This window comes from Desulfonatronovibrio magnus (assembly GCF_000934755.1).
GTDB classification, from domain to species: Bacteria; Desulfobacterota; Desulfovibrionia; order Desulfovibrionales; family Desulfonatronovibrionaceae; genus Desulfonatronovibrio; species Desulfonatronovibrio magnus.
This window is the reverse complement of record NZ_KN882176.1, coordinates 93,370-114,227: the sequence shown is the minus strand read 5'-3', so window position 1 is coordinate 114,227 and position 20,858 is coordinate 93,370. Positions and strand designations below refer to the sequence as shown.

Below are 20,858 nucleotides of genomic sequence, written 5' to 3'. Positions count from 1 at the left end.
GTAATCAACTGTTATCATTTGTGGAAATACTAATTATCAAAACCTCTTCGCCACGAAGTACCTCGAGCTCAAGAGGTTCGCCACTACTGAAAGACTTTACAGCAGCATCGTGCAGATCAGTCATGGAGTCTACCTGCAATCCCGAAGCTGCTAAAATTACATCACCCTGTTCAAGGCCGGAAGCCTCTGCAAGGCTTCCATCAACCACTGCCATTACCACCACTGATCCATCATCAACAGAAGCTACAATTCCCAGCCTCATTCTTTCCTGAACCGCAGGACAATAATAATTGAAAGGATCTGCTCCTGCAATATCTTGAACTGATCTTACTGGGACAATTCTGGATATTCTTGCATGGGGCATAAGTATTCGAATTCTATGCTCAATGCCCCTGCCTTTAATTACATGCTCATTTCCGGCAAGAATAACCACAGGCATGCCAGTTTTATTTTTAATTTCAACTGCCTGAAATGCCATCATGGAATCCCAAACTGACTGCGCAAGGATAAACTTGTCCAGACCAGTTTCATAATCCAGTTGGGAAGGCATGAACTGCCTGTGAATATCAAACTGTTTTTCTAGGATTGTCATCTGTCCAGGCGGTGGATATATGATAGTGTCAGGCATGAAAAGAAAATCCGTCTTTTCAAGGCTGTATATGCCTTCTCGACTGATTTTTCTGGTCACTTGGGAGGGCACATTGAGGGCTTTTATTTCAATACCATGCTCCTGGCACTTTCGAAAAATCGGCTCATACAGGAAAAAATCAAAACCCCATCTCTGGTCCCACTCCAAATTCTCCTGCAGCTTATCAAGATTGATCAGTCCGGCATTGAAGTCGTCAAGAATGCCTTGTCGTTCCACACTGACCATCTCCATACCCACAATAAAACTATGACCGGACATGGCAAGATTATCAATCAGTTTTGCCTGGGTTTCATGGTCACAGAGCATATTGTGGGACTCGCCTATTAAAACAAAATCCTGAGCCATAAAATGCTTGATCACCTGGCTTTTATCCAGCAAGGCACCGGTTTCTGAAATAAAAGCACCCGGCAACAGCTCCCCGTGAGGAGCAGTTGACGGGTGCTTAATGGAGCATCCTGACAGCAATATAAATAATGCAGCCCAAATCAGCAGTAATGATTTAAGGATCATTCCCAGGTCCGTTTATCTTCAATGGGTCTTATCTGCGGGGGCAAACTGCCTGGAGCCAGAACCTTGAGTACAGGTCTGATTTTGATTTTTTCTCTAAAAGAGTGAAGAAGCTCAGCATCTCGCTTAAAGGTTGAAGCCTCCACATAAAGAATCATTTCATCAATGCCGCCAGGATTGGTAACCTCAATCTGCCACCTCTTAATTTCTTCAAAAACACTCATGACCTGCTCCACCTGATGCGGATAGACAAACATGCCCTTGATTCGAGCAGTGGTATCCACACGCCCAACAATATTGCCAAGACGCGGAGATGTTCTGCCGCATGTGCAGGGGGTATAATCGATGTATGACAAATCACCCGTGGCCAGCCTGATGAGCGGATAAGTTTTGTTAAAAGTGGTAACCACTATTTCCCCAACTTCTCCTTCCTTAAGGGAAATGCCGGTGTCAGGATGGCATATCTCCACGTAAGCCCGGTTGGCCACATGCAAGCCATTTTTATGAAAACACTCATAACCTATACAGCCTACATCAGCTGTACCGTACCCCTGACGCATAATCAGATCAAACTTTTTCTCAAGAGTAGATCGCATTTTTTCTGAAAATTTTTCTCCGGTAACAAAGGCAACTTCCAGGAAAAGATCTTTACGCAGGTTAAGGCCTTTTTCTTCACCCTTTTGTGCCAGATGCATGAGATAACTCGGTGTGCCCACAAACCCGGTCACTCTGAGCTTTTGCATAATTTCAAGCTGGGTATTGGTATTGCCGGGGCCTGAGGGCACAACTGAACATGCAATGTTGCGCAAAGGTTCTTCAAACATGAGACCTGCAGGGGTCAGGTGATAGTTGAAAGTAACCTGAACAATATCGCCTGTTCTGAATCCTGAAGCATAAAAACCTTCTGTCCAGCCCCAATAGTCATCACTTTTATCTTCAGGGTCAAAAATAGGACCTGGAGACAGGAATATGCGTCTAAGCTCTCCAAGGTCTTTGGTAAGCAGACCTCCAAGGCGCGGTCCCATGGACTGCAAAAAAATCAGTTCTTTCTTCTTAAGAATGGGAATATGCTTGAGGTCGGTAAGAGTTTTGAATTTGTCAACATTGAACTGGGCTCGATCAAAGCGCTTCTTTACATCTTCAGAATATCGATAGGCATAGGTTAAAAGGTCTTTAAGCTGTATCTGGTAAAACTTTTTCCTTTCGGAATGATCAAGAACTTCCTTTCGGGTCAAAATACCCTCGGTACGGTCCTTTCGGGTCATTATGCTGGTCCTCCTTATCAGGATTGCGAAAAATACAGTGTGACGTATCTGCTGATTGGTAACTTACTCTTGGAACCCTGTCATAAAAAACAATAAATTGTTATCAGTTATTAGTTATCAGTTATTAGTTATCAGTTATTAGTTATCAGTTATTAGTTATCAGTTATTAGTTATCAGTTATTAGTTATTAGTTATTAGTTATTAGTTATTAGTTATTAGTTATCAGTTATTAGTTATCAGTTAATTGTTAAAGAATAAAAGCCTGAATTCAATACCTTACCCTGATAACAATTAACAAATAACAGATAACAAATAAAGTTAAAGACAATAAAGAAGATATTTTTTTGAAAATCGGGCATCGGTTTTCAAAAAGGCTGCCTTTTCATTTGCCGCCTGCCTTGTTAAACAGGAGTAGTCTCCGTCGCAGACGGGTTTAACTGGGTTCCCCGGCAAATGGAAAAACTTCTTTCTTCCTTTGCGCCCTTTGCCTGCCCGGTTTAACAACGCTGAAAGCGTTCCTGCGCAGCAGGGTTTAACTGGGCGTCTTGAGTGAGTCTTTTTACCCTGATAACCATTTAAATACACGAAGTGTAGGCGCAGCCATTCAACAGGGGCGAACGGGCGGTTAAAATATCTTTTTTTGGGTTGTGGGCACAGCCCGCATTAGAGAAAAATATGCCGGGAGAATCTGTTGTAAAGCCGTAAAGGGCTGATTGCAAATGCAACCGGAAAAAAATATTCTGAAATGCCAACGGATCAGATTGCATCAGGCAATCCTGTAAATAAATAAAAATATTATTGTTAAACAGTATTGCCATGGAAATCAAGCAAAAATTACTCCCCTGGCGGGGAGCTGTCTTCTATCCTTAATCGCACATTTTCAACCACTCATAAAAATTTACTCAAGCGGCGAAATTCCTGTATTCTGCTTTGTTTGTTCAGTTGTTTTACGTGTGGCCGACCATGTCCCCCCACAAAGACACAGGAAGAATTAAGCTGGAATATTGCAGCGAAACCAGGAATGCAGGTATTGACTTGATACCCTTTCCCCGGCTAACAAGTACAGTTCAGCAGCACGACTCAACAGACTTCACTTTCTCAAGCTTAGAGAACGGGTGCCCTTTTACCTGATAACCAACGAGAGTAGTATGGAAATCCCTGCTTATATCTGGTACACTTCTGCTTTAATCCTGGGTTTGTGCCTTGGAAGTTTTTATAATGTCTGCGTCCACAGATACCTCACCGGCGAGTCCATTGTTTTTCCAGGCTCACACTGTCCTCACTGCAAATACAAATTATCATGGTGGGAAAATATTCCCATTGTCAGCTACGTAATTTTGCTTGGCAAATGCAAGTCATGCTCTGCCCCTATAAGCCCAAGATATATAATTATTGAAGCGCTTTCAGGCCTCTTGTCCCTGCTGCTGGCAATGCAGTTTGGTTTGAGTCCGGAGTACTTTATTTACATGTTTTTTATGGGGCTGCTGATCGTAGCATCATTCATTGACTTAGAAATATTTATCCTTCCTGATATCATAACTTTGCCTGGCGCTCTGTTAGCCTTGGCTGCCTCATTTTTCCTGCCAATTCCCTGGCAGGATGCACTTTTGGGGGCCTTGCTGGGATCAGGTTTTTTTCTTTTGCTGCAAAGGGCCTACCGCATAATAAAAAAGATTGAAGGTCTTGGGTCTGGAGACATTAAACTCATGCTGATGTTGGGAGCACTCACAGGTTGGCAGGGGCTGCCCATTCTGATCTTCACTGCAGCTGCCAGTGGTCTGGCAGCATCCCTTTATTTTCTTAAGAAATCAGATTCCGGCTCCATGCAAACCCCTGTTCCTTTTGGCCCTTTTCTCGCCATGGGTGCGGTAATCTATATTTTGTGGGGAGAGGCTATCTGGCAATGGTACCTTGGATAGTTTCAGGCTGAAGATCATAAAATCGCCTCGTCCGGGGGATCGGGACCGAACGTGTGAGTGACTTAACCCCTCGTTCCCAGGCTCCAGCCTGGGGACGTTTTGTTCTTGCGGCTCCAGCCGCTTCTTAATATCAAAACCTGGATTCCGGCTTTCGCCGGAATGACGATAATGAGCTACACTTTGCTTTAACCGTCACCCCGGACTTGATCCGGGGTCCAGTTTTTTTGAAGTTACTTGTAATCTCCCCACCCGGGCGGCCCGGGACCGAACCTGCGAGTAACTTTAAGAGTCTGTCACTTTTCTGGAAATTGGGACAGTCCCCGCGAGGTACTATAAAACAGATTGATGCTGCATTGGTTCCTGGTAGAAATTTGCTTCAATGGAAAAATTTACACAGCGAGGGACAGTCCCTGTGCCAGGCGCAAAGCTGCCACCTTTGACGGAATTTTTCAGGCAAATGTGCATCAATCATAAACAAAAATCGTAAAAATATGAAAATTGTAACCGTCTGATTTTATTATCAAAACGATTATAGTTACTTAGAAGAAAAAGATACTGATCACCAATCAATTTGTTGCAAAGCAAAAGGAATATGTATGTACAAAAATAAAAAAGCACTTCAAATTTTTTCAAAACGTAAAGCCGTCATGCTTAAGAAAAACATTCTTCCTTCAGAAATGCTGGATCTTGTGGAATTCACTTTTAAACAGCAACTTGAAGCTTTTGACAAGGCTGAGCCGAACCTGCCGGATGATCTCAACCTGCCCCCATTAGATCAGCTCATGGCAGGAAAGCCTGTTATCACTCGCGACTCATTTCTATATGACCAGAAAAATGCCTTGCAGCTTTTCACGACCTTGATGGACAATCTTAAATCATGCCCGGATCATCTCAAGCAGGCTCGAAAAATAATTATCCGCGAAATGGAAAGTGACCCGCAACTGCGGGAAAAGGCCTTTACCAGCTACCTCAAAGCCGATGATCATTTTTTCAGATCATTTGGACAAAAAACTCCGGACAGCCCCAGAACACTAAACTACCTTGCCCAGTCCTCCATCACTCCTGCCATAGCCCGTGTTGCCCAAAAAGTTATGCTGGCTCTTCCTGCTGACCAGACATGGACATCAGGCAGCTGCCCTGCATGCGGCAGTCTGCCTTATATCTCAAACCTGGAAGGCAAGCAGGGTAACCGGGTCATGAACTGTTCTTTCTGTCATACATCATTCCGATTCAAAAGAATGCTCTGTCCATTTTGTCTCGACAACAAGAGTGAATCGTTTGAATACTTCACTGCGAAAGAATTTCCCGGATTCCGAGTTGATGTCTGTAAAAGCTGCAAAATGTACATCAAAACCACTGACTTCAGAGAAATGGACCGCAAATCACTGCCTCAGGTAGATGATCTTGAATCACTGCCCTTAGATATCATGTCCAGCAAGCAGGGTTATACAAGACCCACCATTTCTGTGTGGGGATTTTAATTGATACTAAGCTCCTAACAGGAATCGTCAGCTAATGAATGAGACTGTCAATACAGAAATTCGCGCTGTAGTTCTCGCCGGAGGCAAGAGTACCAGGCTTGGCCAGGACAAGACGCAACTGCTTGTTAAGGGAAAACCCCTGCTGTATAATATGCTGGATCTGGCAGCAATGGTCTGCTCTGAAACATATTGTGTGGGCCGGGAAGTGCCTGACTCAGCAAACAACTCAGGGTGGATGCTGGACAAAATCCCTGGAATAGGTCCCATGGGCGGAATCATAACCGCTTTGCAAAATCTTAAGGCACCATGTCTGATATTGGCCTGTGATCTGCCAGGCATGCGTCAGGATATTTTACAGCGCCTGATACAAAAACGCTGCCAGCGTCCAGGAAAGCATTGTATGACAACATTTTATCAAAAATCCACCGGTTACATCGAAGCTCTTGTAGCCATTTACGAACCAGAAAGCTTAGATCTGCTTATTGATTCATATCGCAATGGTTGCTATAAGCTCAGTAAAGCCATTCCCTTTGACTATCGCAGTCATATTGAGTATGGGACACGTGAAGAGAAATATTTCTTTAATGTAAACTATCCCCACGACCTCAGGTTCTTAAAGGGTGAAACTATCCCTGAAGAGCATTAGCGCTGCATATGATGAATAACATTACAAACAGACTCACATTCAAATCTGATCACCCGGTACTTCCATTCTGGACAACTCTTGTGACTATGATTTTCATTTTATTTATGTTTATTCCCGGCATCAGCCAGGCCAATGGTATATACTATTATCAGGACGAAAACGGCACTTTTCATTTCACAGATCTGCCTACCTCAGACAAGTTTCGTCCATTTGGGATGTTCAGAACCCGCGACCCGCACAGTCAGGATATTGTGCAACTCACTCACAGGTATGGCAGGCTTTACTCCATTGATCCTGTTTTGATCCAGGCCATGATTCAGGTTGAATCAAACTTCAATCCTGTGGCAGTATCTCATGCCGGAGCAGAGGGCTTGATGCAGATCATGCCGGAGACTCAAAAAGATCTGGGCCTTACAACTCCATTTGATCCTCGTGATAATATTGAAGCCGGAACCAGGTATTTCCGTTACCTTATCGACAGATTCGGGGATGTTTCCCTGGCCCTTGCCGCCTATAACGCCGGGCCAGGCAGGGTTGAAAGATATAATGGCATTCCCCCTTTTCGGGAAACGCAAAACTACGTGCGTAAAGTTCTGGAAATTTACGCACAAAATAAGTAGGGTCGGTAACTCATGTTTAATCTTCCCAACAGCCTGACCTTTGCCCGCATCGGCTGCATTCCTGTAATTGTGGCACTTCTTTACTTTCCGAGCAAAGTGACTGCAGCACTGGCCATGCTCATATTCATCGCGGCTTCCCTGACCGACCTGGTTGACGGGATTGTAGCCAGAAAATATAATATGGTAACAAACATGGGTAAATTTCTTGACCCATTGGCCGATAAGTTATTAATAGCGTCTGTAATGATCATGCTCGTAGCCAATGACTGGCTCCAGGCCTGGGTGGCCATCATCATAATTGGCAGAGAAATAACTGTAACCGGACTCAGAGCCATTGCCGCGGATCAAAACGTGGTTATTGCTGCGGACAAATACGGCAAACTTAAAACAATTTTTCAGGTTGTAGCCCTGTGCCCGCTTATTTTGCATTATGAATGGTGGGGATTTGATCCCACCATCATAGGCCAGATACTTATATATATCGCTCTTGTTCTGGCCCTGGTATCAGGTGTGAACTACTTTCGCGGCTTTTACAGACAGCTTGAGAACTGAAAGCTCATGTTCATTAACATCCTGAATCACAGCTGCTCAAAGTAAAGTTTAAAAAAACATAATTAATAATGTTGCATGATAACTTTCGACTGCCCAATAACGGGACAAATAACAGATAACTGATAACAGATAACAGTTTACGGATCACTTTCTAAACGGAGTAACCAATGGCCCAGATAGATGCTTTTTTCAAAATGATGCACGAGCTCGGTGCATCGGACCTGCACCTTTCCACTGGCTCTCAGCCCATCATACGCCTGCACGGAGATTTGCAAAGAATTAAATATAAATCTCTTGAGCACGAAGAACTCAAAAAAATGCTTTATGAAATCACTCCGGAAAACAAGGTCAAACTTTTTGAAGAAAGCGGAGATGTTGACTTTTCATATGAAATTCCCAATCTGGCCAGATACAGGGTCAATTTCTTTCTCCAGCGACGTGGTGTTGCCGCCGTTTTCAGAGAAATACCTCAAAAAATTCTAAGCATTGAAGATTTGGGACTTCCACCCATCATGAAGAGAATGGCCATGCTCCCAAAAGGTCTGGTGCTTGTGACCGGCCCCACAGGAAGTGGTAAATCCACAACTCTGGCGGCTATTATCGACTATGCCAACAAAACCCGCAAAGATCATATTCTAACCATTGAAGATCCCATTGAATTTGTGCATGAACCTGTCCATTGCCTGATCAATCAGCGAGAAGTGGGCAGAGACACTTCAAGCTTCAAGTCCGCACTGCGTGGTGCCTTGAGGGAAGACCCGGACATCATACTGGTTGGCGAACTGCGAGACCTTGAAACCATAGAGCTTGCTCTGGAAGCTGCTGAAACAGGACATCTGGTCTTTGGCACCCTGCACACCATTTCCGCGTCTAAAACCATTGACAGAATCATTGAAGTATTTCCCGGAGAAATGCAGGGACAGATCAGGTCCAGCCTTTCTGAATCCTTAAGAGCGATTATCGCACAAACCCTTTTTAAACGCATTGACAAGCCGGGCAGAGTGGCTGCACTTGAAATTCTTATTGCTACACCTGCTGTGCGCAATCTCATTAGAGAAGGTAAAAACTTCCAAATTAATTCTGTCATTGAGACTGGCAAAAAATTCGGCATGCAGCCCCTTGATGATGCCATTATGAAACATCTGCAAAAAAGAATAATTGACTCTGAGGATGCCTACAACAAGGCCGTAAACAAATCCAAATTCAAGGAATTTCTGTCAGAACCTCCTCAGGATTTTACTGAAGTTTAGGAGTTGATCAATGCTCAGATCCCAGTTGGACGACCTCATCAGCCAAACCTTGCAGGCCTACCCTGACCTGTCTGATATCATACTCACTGTGGGTAAAAAAATTCAGGCCGAAGTTCATGGTAAACTGATCACTGTTGCAACCAGGCCCGGACTTGGGCCTCTTGTGCCTTTTCAAACCGAGGCTGTTGCCATGGCCATGATGGGGCGCAACATGCGTCTTTACCAGGACCAGCTTAATACCGGATCATGCGATCTGTCCTATGAACTTCCAGGACAAGCCAGATTCAGGGTTAATGTATTTGGTCAGAAAGGATCACTGGCCATAGTAATGCGCAAACTTTCCATGACAGTGCCCTCAATGGAGCAGCTCAAACTGCCGCCCATCTTCAATGAAATGGCCTCTGAAAAGTACGGCATGATTCTGGTCACCGGAGGCACAGGAACAGGTAAGTCTACTTCTCTGGCCGCTTTGATTGATGAAATTAACAATCAGGAGTATAAACACATTGTTACTCTTGAAGATCCTGTGGAGTTTCAGCATCAGCACAAACGAGCGGTTATCAATCAGCGGGAAATGGGCATTGACTTTAATACTTTTGCTTCAGGACTGAGAGCGGCTCTGCGGCAGGCGCCTAAAGTAATACTTGTGGGTGAAATCAGAGATAGAGAAACCATTTCCATCGCCTTAGAGGCTGCGGAAACAGGACATCTTGTTCTGGGCACTCTGCACACCAGCGATGCCGGACAAACAGTCAACCGCATCATCGGCATGTTTGAGCTAAACGAAGAGCGTCTCATAAGATCCAGGCTTGCTGAAAGTCTTAAATACGTTGTTTCGCAACGACTTATGCTAAGACAGAGCGGCGGAAGAGTTGCTGCCTTTGAAATCATGCGCAACAACCTTAGAGTTAAAGATTTGATCCTTAACGGTGAGGATGATGAAAAAACATTCTACAATGTTATAGCTGAAGGTGATGCTTATGGCATGACCACATTTGACCAGTACCTCATGAATCTGTATGAAAATGAAATAATTGCTGAAGACGTGGCCATGCTCAATGCTTCGGATCGGTCCAGGCTCAAGCAGATGATTGACCGGGTCAAATCGCTGAGGGGTGAAAAAGTTACGGATATTGAAGGGTTGGAACTTGATGTTGATTACGGTAAGAAATAGTTATTTAATGCTGGCTTCGTCCTCAACCCAAAAAAATATTTTTAACCGCCCGTTCGAAGACTCACTCAAGACGCAAAGGGCGCAAAGGAAGAAAGAAATTTTTTCATTTGCCGGGGAGCGGCAAATGATAAGGCAGCCTTTTTGAAAACCGATGCCCGATTTTCAAAAATATCTTCTTTATTGTCTTTAACTTTGAGTCCTTTGCGCCTTTGCGGTTCAAATTTTTCTGTTTTTTTAAATACAGTAACTTCCAACCCCATACCAAAATGAGAAGTCCATGAGCCAAACACAGGAAAACACTGATACCAAACGGGTAGAACCGGATTTTTTCCCACCTGGATCCAATGTATGTTTTATTTGTCTGACAGAAGCTGATACAGCCAAAAATCTGCAGACCATTTTCAAGGAACAGGGCTACCTGACAACTGGGGCCGCCAGTGTCAGTACTGCTGTCCAGAAACTCAGGCTTAACCAGTACCAGTGTATAGTTCTGGAAGACAGGCCCGACTTCAAACCCATATACGATGAAATAAAAACCTGGCCCGGCAATATCCGCAGAGATATCAATCTCATACTTATAGGCTCGGATGCACCAAGCCTGCATCAACAAAAAGCATTTATCGCCGGCGCAAACTTTTTTATAAACAAAGGTGACTTAGAACGTATGAAAGAATTAATTAATCAAGCATTAAAAGGTTATGAAGATTATTACCAACCCTGGAATCAGGCACGGGAGGTTAAAAATGCACATTGAATCTACTTTACTCCAGCACAGGCTGAAACACTGCCTTTTGACCATCGTTGAACTGGAACCCGTGCTGAGCAAAATTGCCATGCACTCAGAGATAATCACTGAGTTTCAACATCTTAGAACTGTTATATCCAATGTTTCAGAAATGAGCCTTTGCCAGGAAGAAGTGGACCGCATAGAGGCTGCAACAAATCTGTTTCTAAGTGAACTTGAAATACCGATTTCCTATCTTGAAGTCGAAAAAGATCGATTGTTGCAATAAAAATGTACAGACTGATCATTATCCTACTTCTTATTCTTAACGCGTTTATGATCCATAAGTTGATATGGACTCCAAGCGGTGTTCTAAATTATCTTGAGATCAATGAATCTTATCTGGAATTAGAGCAGAGAAACAATGCCCTGATTGAAGAAAACAGGGAACTTAGTCGTCAGATAATGGCTCTGCGAGAAGATGATGACTACCTGATGGAAGCAGTCCGCAGAGAAATGCGTTATGTTAAAGACAATGAAGTTTTATATTTTTTCTCACCCTGACCCAAGTAGGAGCATCAGGACAGGAGCTTTTTAATGTCCCAAGACAAATTAAAATTTTATGAAGAGGTTCTGGAGCTTGAGCCTGGCTCTAAGCTTTTTTTCCCCTTAGCAAAACTTTACTTCCTGAATAAAGATACTGAACTTGCCATTAATACTCTTACCAAAGGCCTTGAAAAGTATCCTGAACATTTGGAAGCCAAACTGCTTTTAGCTTCCATCCATAAGCAAGCAGGCAATACCCAACAATCAAGAGCTATTCACCAGGATATTTTTGCTTTATTTTCCAGCAACCAGGAGTTTTGGGACAGTATTGCCACTGATCTTGCTGAAAATGGGCAAAACGATCTGGCCCTGGCAGCTTCATTTTTTTCCATGTCTGCCAGGCAAAAGGATGCCACGTGGTCGGACATCATGTGGTCAGGACTTAAAAGCCTTAACATGCCGCATGCAGCAAATGACAAAAGCCAGGAAACCATCAGCCACCATCCTTCTGGTTCTTTAGAGACGGAACCAGAGCTGCCTGTCCCTGACAGTCAACAAGAAGAACCTTCCCAAGAACAATCATACGAAGATCGGCATGTACAGCACCCTGAAGAAACTCCTGTTGCAGATGAAGACATAGATCCCACAGAGACTGAATTTCTACCCGAAACTAAAACCCCTTCTGAAGCTTCAGAACCTCAGGAAAAGTCCGATCCAGAAGATGGCCAGCTCGACTTGGACCAGGATCTTATTTCCAGAGAAGACCCTTCTTCCCTTTCTAAGGAAGACCAGGAACTGGATTTGGATGCCATGTTTGAGCCTATGGACCAGGAGGATGACAGTCAGGATTCTGAGACTCAGGACCCCCTGGCCGACTTTGATGAAAATTTCGAAACTGAAGATAAAAAGACAGTCGAGACACCCGACGATCCTGAGGTTCAGAAGGATACTCCCGATCAAAGCCTGGAAGAAACACCTGAAGATGACTTGGAAAAATCGCTTCAGGAACAGGATGCCCAGCCTGAACAATTAGAGCGCACTGCGACTGGTGAGACAGAACTTTATGAGGATCCGGAAGAACTGGATGATTTTGATCTGGAAAGCGATGCTAAAACCAGGTCCATGGCTGATATTCTTTTTGGACAGGAAGAATATGCCAAGGCTCTGGATATTTACGAAGAACTCTGGAAAAGCAGTTTGCCCGGCCAGGAAAGAGAGCATCTTGATGAAATGATAAACAAAACCCGTCAGGCTATGGTTGAACAGGAAGACTCGCAGGAAAAGCCTGAAGATGAACACGAGCAGAAACACGAGCAGGAAAATGAGCAGGAAGCAGGCCATGAAGATTCAGTATTAGAGCAAGAGCATACCGTCGACCAGTCCCATCAACCCATAGAAGAGCCTGCTGAGCCTTCAGGTCAGCAACAGGCTACTTTTTCACATGAAGGCCAGGAAACTATTCCGACATCCGACGATGATTTTGAGCTGCCCGAGAACTTGAGTGTGTCTGAAAAACAAGATACAGAAGAGATCTCTGAAAAGGAAGAGGCCGAAAAAGCTCAAGAAGAAACACAGGAGCTGAACCAGCAGGATAACCAGGAGCCTGCAAAAGAAAAAAAGGATGAAGCAGTTGACTTTCTCATGGCCCTGGCTGACAGGCTGGAAGCTCGAAGCTCACAGGAGCCAGAACAACAAAAATAAAATGCGTGTGGATATAAGACTTTTGAGTGTCCAGATATAACACACCGGGGACACTTTATTTTTAGCCGGTAAGGTACTGGATATTTTGCCGCCGGATAGTCCTGCTGTTTTGCTGCTTGAGGTCGGCAAAAGTGCCCTTCCCCGGAGGCCATGGCAACAACTAACACAAAATGTCGCATTAGTGATAAAAATTAAAAGTTATCAGTTATTTCTGAATCAATCATTTTTTGTAATAGTTTAGCCCTTTTCTAAGAGAAGCAGGGGACAGACACCCCAGCCCTTGTTTTTTGTTGATGTAAAACACAGATTTAATAAAACAAGGGCCGGGAGAGCCAGTCCCCGTGCCACATGCAAATGGCTAAACTGTTACCATTTTTTTAATTTTCGCTGTAAAATTATTCTTCCTGACCTTTCTGAATCATGGCCATCTCTTTCTGCATGGCGGCAATACTTTCATCCAGCTTTTTTTTCTGGCTTTCAAGACCAGCCATCTGATGCTTCATTTTGGTTCTGGTCATGGATAATTTATGTTCTCTCGCAGTAATGTCTCCATGCATTTTAACATAAAAATACCCTATTATCCAGAAAGACAGAATTATTAGAAGAGCAGCCCATATCAGTAAATTCATTCACTTCTCCTTAGCGCTGCCTGAGCTTTTTTGAGCTGGTCAGATGTAACCAGTCCAAGAAGTACAAGAACATCTTCCATCTTCAGTCCGGCGTTATCGCTGCGCTCCAGATAATGATTGGCTTTTTCAAGCTTTTCATTGTCCACCAGTTCCATTTCTTTGAGAATATCCAGAACGGTTTTAGCCTTTTTTCCTTTCTTGGAATTTTTTCCATTTTCCTGATTCTCACTTTCTCTAATTGAAGTCTTTTTTGAGTCGAGCAGTTCTGCTTTTATCTGATTCTCTCTTGACTGAGCCTCCCTGATATCATTTTGCAATTTGGCATAACTTTGCTCCAGATCCTTGAATTCATTATCCAGGGACTTCAGCCTGTTGCGTCGCCATTCTTTCATCCTGGCGTAAATCGCGGCATTGCCTATGGCAACAAAAAGAAAAATCAAAAGATATCCAAGCAAACTCATTGGATTCATGGAGTTCTCCTCTATGTAAACTACAACTAAAACTGCGGAACGAAAGAATTCCCTGTTTGTAAACAGAACCATATTGATGCCGGAGAAAGTCACCACGACACTTTTTTTCTTGAAGAGAAAGCAGATTAAAAATAGTATAGGGAGAACCAGTTCCTGTGCCAAGCATAAAGTCTCAGACCTGGATCCAACCTGACCATTTATCAACAGGACATGCTCCCCTGCAGGACAGTGCAAAATTTTTACATTGCTTCCTTAGGCACAATTATTTATAGAAAAAACGAAATAATATCAAATACACTATTTGCCCTTTTGTCATTGGCTGCCTGGGGAGCATTCAGGTGCTGCCAGGGGAGATGCCTGCACTAATAAGTGATATCTTTTAACCCTCAGGTTATGTATTTTTTTGATAACAAATAACTGACAACTGGTTTGTAGCCATAGCCAACTTTACTTACACTGCCTGATATGTTCTATATGGAGGAACAATGCCCGCAAAAATTATCCTGTTAATAAGTATATTGTTTTTTTTATTTGGATGTGACAGATTTGATCAGCTCCAGTCAAAAATGCGCGTTTTCGAAATAGGAGCCACTGAATATGAAATTGAAACTAACCGCAAAGATGTCAGTGCTTTAGAAAAGAGTCTGGCCACGAACATCTACCCCATTGATACTCAGATGACTCGTCTCTTAAGAGACCTGTCTGTGAGAGATTCCTTCCCCCCACCCGAGTGGATGGCAGGAATGATGAACCGTTACTTCTGGCTCAATGGGATTTCCATAATTGATGCTGATCAGAATATTCTCTTCAGATATCCGTCAGTCTCAATTAAAGATCTTTCTTTTTCTCCTGCTTTCCCCCAGGCGCTTGATCTTCGCCAGGGCAGAGTTATGCTGGCCATTGAAGAATCAGAGCTTGGCAAGGAAGTTCTGCTCATTAGCTCTGTCTATGAAAATTTTGAAATTGCAGGGTTTATTGTAGTTCACTTTGATCCCAGAACATTTATCGCTCAAAGCAACCGTCCTGAAGATATCATTCTTATCACCGACCAGGAAATTGCCTGGACAGGACAGTTTGAAAATATAACTCCTTTGCTGCAGCCTATTGACTGGCAAGACAAGCTGACAAGACGAATCAGTGGAAAAATCAGCCTGGAACATGATCAGTTCTTCTGGTTTGCCCGGGCTGTTGGAGAAGACTGGCTAATATATCTTATTCAAGACAACTAAGGGAGGTGCCAATGCCCCAGGTTACAGTTACCGAACAACTGCTTATCCATCAAAAAGAAAGCCCCATGGCAACCGGTCGATTCACTCGACTGCTTAATGAGTTGATTCTATCAGCCAAGATCATTTCCCGGGAAGTTAACAAGGCCGGTCTGGTCAACGTTTTGGGATTTACTGGCGAGACCAATGTGCAGGGCGAGAAAGTCAAGAAACTTGATGAGTTTGCCAACAGCATTCTGATATATCGTATGCAGAGATCCGGACTGCTGTGCACCATTTCTTCCGAAGAAAATGCTGATTTGATCCAGGTGCCTGATAACTTCCGCAGAGGAGACTACATTTTAATTTTTGACCCATTGGATGGATCTTCCAACATTGATGTTAATGTCAGCATCGGAACAATATTTTCCATTTTCAGACGAATTGAAGAGGACGGACCGGTTTCCCTTGATGAGGTTTTGCGCAAGGGCTCTCAACAGGTTGCAGCAGGATACTTTTTATATGGCACGTCAACCATGATGGTTTACACCACCGGCGATGGAGTGCATGGCTTTACCCTTGACCCCAGCGTGGGAGAATTTCTGCTGTCTCACCAGAACATCAAAATTCCTGAAAGCGGCAAGGTCTACTCAGTTAATGAAGGTAATTATCCATATTGGGACGAAAAAACCCGTGAGGCGATATCCTGGTTCAAGTCTCCTTCCAATAGCCGCAAAAAACCATATACCGGCAGATATATCGGATCCATGGTATCTGATTTTCATCGCAATTTGATCTATGGCGGAATCTTCATGTACCCCAAAGACAGCAAAGACTCCAAGCTGAGCTCTGGTAAACTGCGTCTTATGTGCGAAGCCAACCCCATGGCCTTTATTGCGGAACAGGCAGGAGGCATGGCCACTGACGGGATCAACCGCATCCTGGATATTGAGCCCACTGAACTTCATCAGAGAGTTCCTTTATTCATCGGCTCAAAAAATGACGTTCTAAAGGTACAGGAAATATACGGTCAAAACTGATGATTTGTCTTGGCATTGAGTCTTCATGTGACGAGACTTCTGTTGCCCTGGTAGATGGTACTGTTTTACTGGGTCAGCTCACTTTTTCCCAGGTGGACATGCACTCGGTTTTTGGCGGGGTTGTTCCTGAGATGGCATCTCGTGAACATCTCAACAAGGTAGCCCCACTTTATCAGAATCTGTTGCGAGATACCGGTATCCGCCAGAATCAGATCAATGTTGTGGCAGTCGCCAGAGGTCCTGGTCTATTGGGCTGTTTGCTGGTGGGAATAAGTTTTGCCAAGGGGTTATGCCTTTCACTTAATATTCCGCTGGTGGGCGTGAACCACTTACACGCTCACCTCATGGCTCCGGGCATGGAACAGGAACTGAATTTTCCTGCCATAGGGCTTCTTGTATCTGGAGGGCATACAAGCCTTTACCTCATCAACAGTCCATTTGACTTCAAGCTTTTGGGAAAAACTCTGGATGATGCTGCTGGGGAAGCTTTTGACAAGGCAGCCAAATCGCTGAATATTCCTTATCCTGGTGGAATTTTCATTGACCGGTTTGCCTCTTTTGCCCAGCCTGACCACAAGATGTTTCCAAGGCCGTACTTAGATAACACCAATCTTGATTTCAGTTTCAGCGGCATCAAGACAGCAATGGTCTATCATGTTCGGGACAACCCCGGGCTTGTTTTGCAAAACCCAACAGAAACAGGACCTGACTTTAAACCTTCGGAGGAGTTAGCTACAGTATGCTCTTCCTATAACTGGTCTATTGCTGATTCATTGCGCATCAAGCTCAAACGGGCCTTAGACCGACATGAGGTAAAAGAAGTCATTCTGGCTGGAGGTGTTGCTGCCAACACAATGATCAGAGAATCCATCAGCCGACTTGCCATGGAAAGAAAGATCAGGCTTATTATGCCGTCCATTGCCATGTGTACTGACAATGCAGCCATGATAGCCCTGTACGGACATATGCTTTATACTAAGGGCTACCATCACTCACTAAATCTGGAAGCCGTACCGAGGGGTAGAAAAATTCCATGGGATTACATAACATTAATGCGGGATGTGCCCACAACCCAATTTAAACAAGAATAGTTAAGTTTGGGAGATAACCTTACTTTTCAGGCTGAAGACTGAAGGCTGAAGAATAAGGATCCTGGGTATCATTGCTCTTTCATGAATATATTAATTTCTTGTTTTTCTTGAGAGTTAAAAGTTATCAGTTAATTGTTATTAGTTGAAGAAAAAAACATTATGATTTCAAATGGTTAGTTTTTGGAAACGTCTGGATATCTAAAGCTTGTAAAATGGCAATAAATCCAAGGGGTTGCACAAGAACTTTTGACTCTCCAATTGTTTTTTTACAGTATTGAAACGGTAAGTTACTAAAGCGACACTTAATTTAAGCTGGAAGGGGACTGGCTCTTTTGCCGCCGGATAGTCCGGCCTTTTTATGATTTTAGGTCGGCAAAAGTGCCTGTCTCCGGTGGCTGAGGCAATAATTAAAGCAAAGTGTCGCTGTAGTGATAAAGACTTGAGAGTTACTGATAACAGGCAATCGACAACAGTGTTGCGGGTAAAGCCCGCATCTGACTTTGTAACACAACAATTAATAAGGATTTTTATGAGAAGCCACAAAATGACAAAAGGCCTGGAAAAGGCGCCACATAGATCTCTCCTGCATGCACTGGGCATGACAAAGGAAGAAATGAACCGGCCTCTAATTGGCGTAGCTAACTCTGCCAATGAAATAGTCCCCGGACATACAAACCTGGACCGTATATCAGCTGCAGTAAAAGCAGGCATAAGAATGGCCGGTGGTACTCCTGTGGAATTTTCCACCATTGGAGTATGCGATGGTCTGGCCATGAACCATGAAGGCATGCGTTTCAGTCTGCCCAGCCGGGAGCTGATTGCGGATTCTGTTGAAATAATGGCCATGGGACACCCATTTGACGCTTTGGTTCTTATTCCCAACTGTGACAAAGTTGTACCAGGAATGCTTATGGGCATGCTGCGCGTCAATATTCCTTCTCTTATCATCAGTGGCGGCCCTATGATGGCAGGAGAATTTAAGGGTGAGGCTGTTGATCTGATTTCCGTGTTTGAGGGAGTAGGCAAGGTAAAAAGCGGTCAAATGACCGAGGATGAGCTAAGCTTGCTTGAGGAAAACGCATGTCCTGGCTGCGGGTCATGCTCCGGGATGTTCACAGCAAACTCCATGAACTGTCTGTCTGAGGCCATAGGTCTGGCTTTACCGGGCAATGGAACCATTCCTGCAGTAACCAGCGCCCGCATCAGGCTGGCTAAAACTGCAGGCATGAGGGTTATGGATCTTCTTAAGAAAGACATTAAGCCCAGAGATATTATCACTCCCAAAAGCGTTGCCAATGCCGTGGCTGTAGATATGGCCCTTGGATGTTCCACCAATACTGTTCTGCACCTGCCAGCCATTTTTGCACAGGCCGGATTGGACCTTAATCTTGATATCTTCGATGTAATGAGCAGAAAGACTCCCAACCTCTGTCGTCTTTCCCCTGCGGGTCCGCATCATCTGCAGGACCTGCACCGGGCAGGAGGCGTTCCCGCCATTGTGTCTGAACTGGCCAGGAAAAATATTTTTGACCTTAATGCCACTACAGTTACAGGCAACACATGGGGTCAGTACATTAAGTCAGCAGGTACTAAAGTTCTGGACTATAATGTTATAAGGCCCATTGATGACCCTTACAGTTCTGAGGGAGGCATTGCCATACTTAAAGGAAATCTGGCCCCCCAGGGCGCGGTGGTCAAGCAATCAGCCGTTGCACGGGAAATGATGGTTCAGAAAGGAAATGCCCGTGTTTTTGAAGGCGAAGAACAAGCTGTGGAGGCAATTTTATCAGGCAGAATCAACAAGGGGGATATAGTCATCATCAGAAATGAAGGTCCCAAAGGCGGCCCGGGTATGCGTGAAATGCTTACTCCTACTTCAGCCATTGCTGGAATGGGGTTGGATAAAGATGTGGCTCTTATTACTGATGGCCGGTTCAGTGGAGGCACAAGAGGAGCAGCAATAGGCCATGTTTCTCCTGAAGCCGCTGAAGGTGGTCTCATTGCACTGGTTATGGAAGGAGATGAGATTGAAATAGATATTTTTAAAGGGGCTTTAACCCTTTGTGTAGATGAAAACACCATCAGTAAGAGAAAAAAGGACTACAAACCCGTAGTAAAGGAAATCAGCTCGTCATTTCTTAAACGATACAGCCGGGACGCAGGATCAGCTGCGTCAGGAGCTGTTTTACGGTCATAACTTTAAGATTTTTTCCATATTAATTAATTCATGTTTGAATCAGATAAATTTGCGCTTCAATATGATCACTGGTTTGAAACTGAGGCTGGAAAATTTGCCTTCCAACAGGAAAAACGGCTTATACAACACCTGGTTTCATCGTGGCCTAGACGTAAACAGTCTTTACTGGATATTGGCTGCGGCACTGGTGTGTTTTTAGAGCTTTTTTATGAATCAGGCTTTGATGTTTATGGTATTGATGCCTCTGCCAATATGCTCTCCAGAGCGAGAGAAAAAATGGGCAACAAGGCAGACCTGCATCTTGGCAGAGCACAATACCTTCCTTTTGATGACAATGAATTTGATTTCTCGGCCATCATTACAGTACTGGAATTTTGTGAAGATCCTAAACAGGTTCTTCGCGAAGCACTGCGAGTTACTAAAAAAGGGATGCTGGTCTGCACTCTGAACAAAAATTCTCTTTACTACTTCAGCAAAAAAGTACTGCGCATGGGATCATCAAGTGTAATGGCCCAAGCCAACTGGTTCACTTTCAGGGAATTAAAAGCCATGCTCCTGGAAACTGTTGGCAATAAACCTGCTTTTTCCAGATCAGTTTTGCCTGGAACCAAATCCATGTGGAAGGACAAATGTATTCTGAACATCATCAATGAGACATTCTGGCCACCCTTTGCAGGCTCATTCATCGGAACAAGGGTTGAACTTCTTGACAACAAACCACTTAAAACGCCCTTGCTTGCCCTGGAAAAACAGGCAAGGGCCTGACAGGACTTACTCCATACATTAAGGGAGCATTACGTGTTTCTCTTCAGCCTTCCATCTTCAGCCTTCAGCCTTCAGCCTTCCACCTTCAGCCTTTAACCTGAAGTCTTCAGTATATTAACATCAGCATCCCCCTCCTTTGACTTGACTTTACTGTAACTTGAAAATTCTGTAAACAATGTTTATACAGACCAATCGCATACAGTAAAGTCATTATTCGTAACAGTTTTTTCAGTTCATAAAAAAACAGGGGACAGACACTTTGGCTTCCAGTTGAGCATCAACCTATGTTAAATTGCTTTTATTTCTGGACAAGTGAGTCCCGTAAGAAGCCAGTCTTCGCGTCATATCCAACAGGCTAAGCTGCTACCATTATTCTATACACTGCAGCGAAACTGGATGACTGATGTACTTGTGAAAACCAGGGCCC

20 protein-coding genes are annotated in these 20,858 nt (G+C 44.0%); 16 read left to right on the top strand and 4 right to left on the bottom strand.

Annotated elements, in window-relative coordinates; genetic code table 11:
- Window positions 1-4: 4 nt before the first annotated feature.
- Together LZ23_RS15865 and LZ23_RS15860 are read right to left on the bottom strand one after the other, a co-directional pair.
- Window positions 5-1,159: a ChaN family lipoprotein gene (locus LZ23_RS15865; RefSeq protein WP_052507441.1), complete on the bottom strand. Its 1,155-nt coding sequence runs from the start codon at window positions 1,157-1,159 to the stop codon at window positions 5-7.
- Window positions 1,156-2,421, bottom strand: coding sequence for a phenylacetate--CoA ligase family protein (locus tag LZ23_RS15860; RefSeq protein WP_045215746.1), 1,266 nt, complete (start codon window positions 2,419-2,421; stop codon window positions 1,156-1,158). The genes LZ23_RS15865 and LZ23_RS15860 overlap by 4 nt, the downstream gene beginning before the upstream one ends.
- A 1,148-nt stretch (window positions 2,422-3,569) precedes the next feature.
- Here LZ23_RS15860 and LZ23_RS15845 point away from each other — a divergent pair.
- From LZ23_RS15845 to LZ23_RS15790, 11 genes are all read left to right on the top strand, one after another.
- Window positions 3,570-4,340, top strand: coding sequence for a prepilin peptidase (locus LZ23_RS15845; RefSeq protein ID WP_045215742.1), 771 nt, complete (start codon window positions 3,570-3,572; stop codon window positions 4,338-4,340).
- A gap of 596 nt (window positions 4,341-4,936) precedes the next feature.
- Complete coding sequence (locus tag LZ23_RS15840; protein ID WP_045215740.1) at window positions 4,937-5,821, top strand: formate dehydrogenase accessory protein FdhE; 885 nt, start codon at window positions 4,937-4,939, stop codon at window positions 5,819-5,821.
- A 34-nt stretch (window positions 5,822-5,855) separates the two neighbouring features.
- A complete protein-coding gene (locus LZ23_RS15835) occupies window positions 5,856-6,467 on the top strand; it encodes a molybdenum cofactor guanylyltransferase (RefSeq protein ID WP_045215738.1) in 612 nt (203 codons plus the stop codon).
- Between the two features lie 8 nt (window positions 6,468-6,475).
- Window positions 6,476-7,087 (top strand): lytic transglycosylase domain-containing protein, encoded by a 612-nt coding sequence (locus LZ23_RS15830; protein ID WP_232300518.1) that lies wholly within the window; start codon window positions 6,476-6,478, stop codon window positions 7,085-7,087.
- A 12-nt stretch (window positions 7,088-7,099) separates the two neighbouring features.
- A complete protein-coding gene (pgsA, locus tag LZ23_RS15825; RefSeq protein WP_045215737.1) occupies window positions 7,100-7,639 on the top strand; it encodes a CDP-diacylglycerol--glycerol-3-phosphate 3-phosphatidyltransferase in 540 nt (179 codons plus the stop codon).
- Between the two features lie 167 nt (window positions 7,640-7,806).
- The gene (locus LZ23_RS15820) at window positions 7,807-8,889 is read left to right on the top strand and encodes a type IV pilus twitching motility protein PilT (RefSeq protein ID WP_045215735.1); all 1,083 of its coding nucleotides are present in this window, start codon (window positions 7,807-7,809) and stop codon (window positions 8,887-8,889) included.
- A gap of 10 nt (window positions 8,890-8,899) precedes the next feature.
- Window positions 8,900-10,063, top strand: a complete 1,164-nt coding sequence (locus LZ23_RS15815; protein WP_045215732.1) for a type IV pilus twitching motility protein PilT — start codon at window positions 8,900-8,902, stop codon at window positions 10,061-10,063.
- Window positions 10,064-10,340: 277 nt separating this feature from the next.
- On the top strand, window positions 10,341-10,817 hold the full coding sequence (locus LZ23_RS15805; RefSeq protein WP_045215729.1) for a response regulator: 477 nt from the start codon (window positions 10,341-10,343) through the stop codon (window positions 10,815-10,817).
- Window positions 10,807-11,076: a hypothetical protein gene (locus LZ23_RS15800; protein WP_045215727.1), complete on the top strand. Its 270-nt coding sequence runs from the start codon at window positions 10,807-10,809 to the stop codon at window positions 11,074-11,076. The genes LZ23_RS15805 and LZ23_RS15800 overlap by 11 nt, the downstream gene beginning before the upstream one ends.
- 2 nt (window positions 11,077-11,078) lie before the next feature.
- Window positions 11,079-11,351, top strand: a complete 273-nt coding sequence (locus LZ23_RS15795; protein WP_045215725.1) for an FtsB family cell division protein — start codon at window positions 11,079-11,081, stop codon at window positions 11,349-11,351.
- A gap of 33 nt (window positions 11,352-11,384) precedes the next feature.
- A complete protein-coding gene (locus LZ23_RS15790) occupies window positions 11,385-13,034 on the top strand; it encodes a hypothetical protein (RefSeq protein WP_045215723.1) in 1,650 nt (549 codons plus the stop codon).
- A 395-nt stretch (window positions 13,035-13,429) separates the two neighbouring features.
- On the opposite strand, the gene LZ23_RS15785 is transcribed toward LZ23_RS15790, so the two are convergent.
- Window positions 13,430-13,663 carry a hypothetical protein gene (locus LZ23_RS15785; protein WP_045215721.1) on the bottom strand — a complete coding sequence of 78 codons (234 nt, stop codon included), beginning with the start codon at window positions 13,661-13,663 and terminating at the stop codon, window positions 13,430-13,432.
- On the bottom strand, window positions 13,660-14,133 hold the full coding sequence (locus LZ23_RS25140) for a hypothetical protein (RefSeq protein WP_232300517.1): 474 nt from the start codon (window positions 14,131-14,133) through the stop codon (window positions 13,660-13,662). Before LZ23_RS25140 ends, LZ23_RS15785 begins: the two co-directional genes overlap by 4 nt.
- 485 nt (window positions 14,134-14,618) lie before the next feature.
- Here LZ23_RS25140 and LZ23_RS15775 point away from each other — a divergent pair, with 485 nt between their 5' ends.
- The 5 genes from LZ23_RS15775 (at window position 14,619) to LZ23_RS15755 (ending at window position 20,431) form a co-directional block, all read left to right on the top strand.
- Complete coding sequence (locus LZ23_RS15775) at window positions 14,619-15,362, top strand: cache domain-containing protein (RefSeq protein WP_045215717.1); 744 nt, start codon at window positions 14,619-14,621, stop codon at window positions 15,360-15,362.
- Between the two features lie 11 nt (window positions 15,363-15,373).
- The gene (fbp, locus tag LZ23_RS15770; protein WP_045215715.1) at window positions 15,374-16,378 is read left to right on the top strand and encodes a class 1 fructose-bisphosphatase; all 1,005 of its coding nucleotides are present in this window, start codon (window positions 15,374-15,376) and stop codon (window positions 16,376-16,378) included.
- Window positions 16,378-17,469 carry a tRNA (adenosine(37)-N6)-threonylcarbamoyltransferase complex transferase subunit TsaD gene (gene tsaD, locus LZ23_RS15765; protein WP_045215713.1) on the top strand — a complete coding sequence of 364 codons (1,092 nt, stop codon included), beginning with the start codon at window positions 16,378-16,380 and terminating at the stop codon, window positions 17,467-17,469. Before fbp ends, tsaD begins: the two co-directional genes overlap by 1 nt.
- 529 nt (window positions 17,470-17,998) lie before the next feature.
- On the top strand, window positions 17,999-19,666 hold the full coding sequence (ilvD, locus tag LZ23_RS15760) for a dihydroxy-acid dehydratase (RefSeq protein ID WP_045215711.1): 1,668 nt from the start codon (window positions 17,999-18,001) through the stop codon (window positions 19,664-19,666).
- 30 nt (window positions 19,667-19,696) lie between these two features.
- Window positions 19,697-20,431 carry a class I SAM-dependent methyltransferase gene (locus tag LZ23_RS15755; RefSeq protein WP_045215710.1) on the top strand — a complete coding sequence of 245 codons (735 nt, stop codon included), beginning with the start codon at window positions 19,697-19,699 and terminating at the stop codon, window positions 20,429-20,431.
- Window positions 20,432-20,858 lie beyond the last annotated feature (427 nt).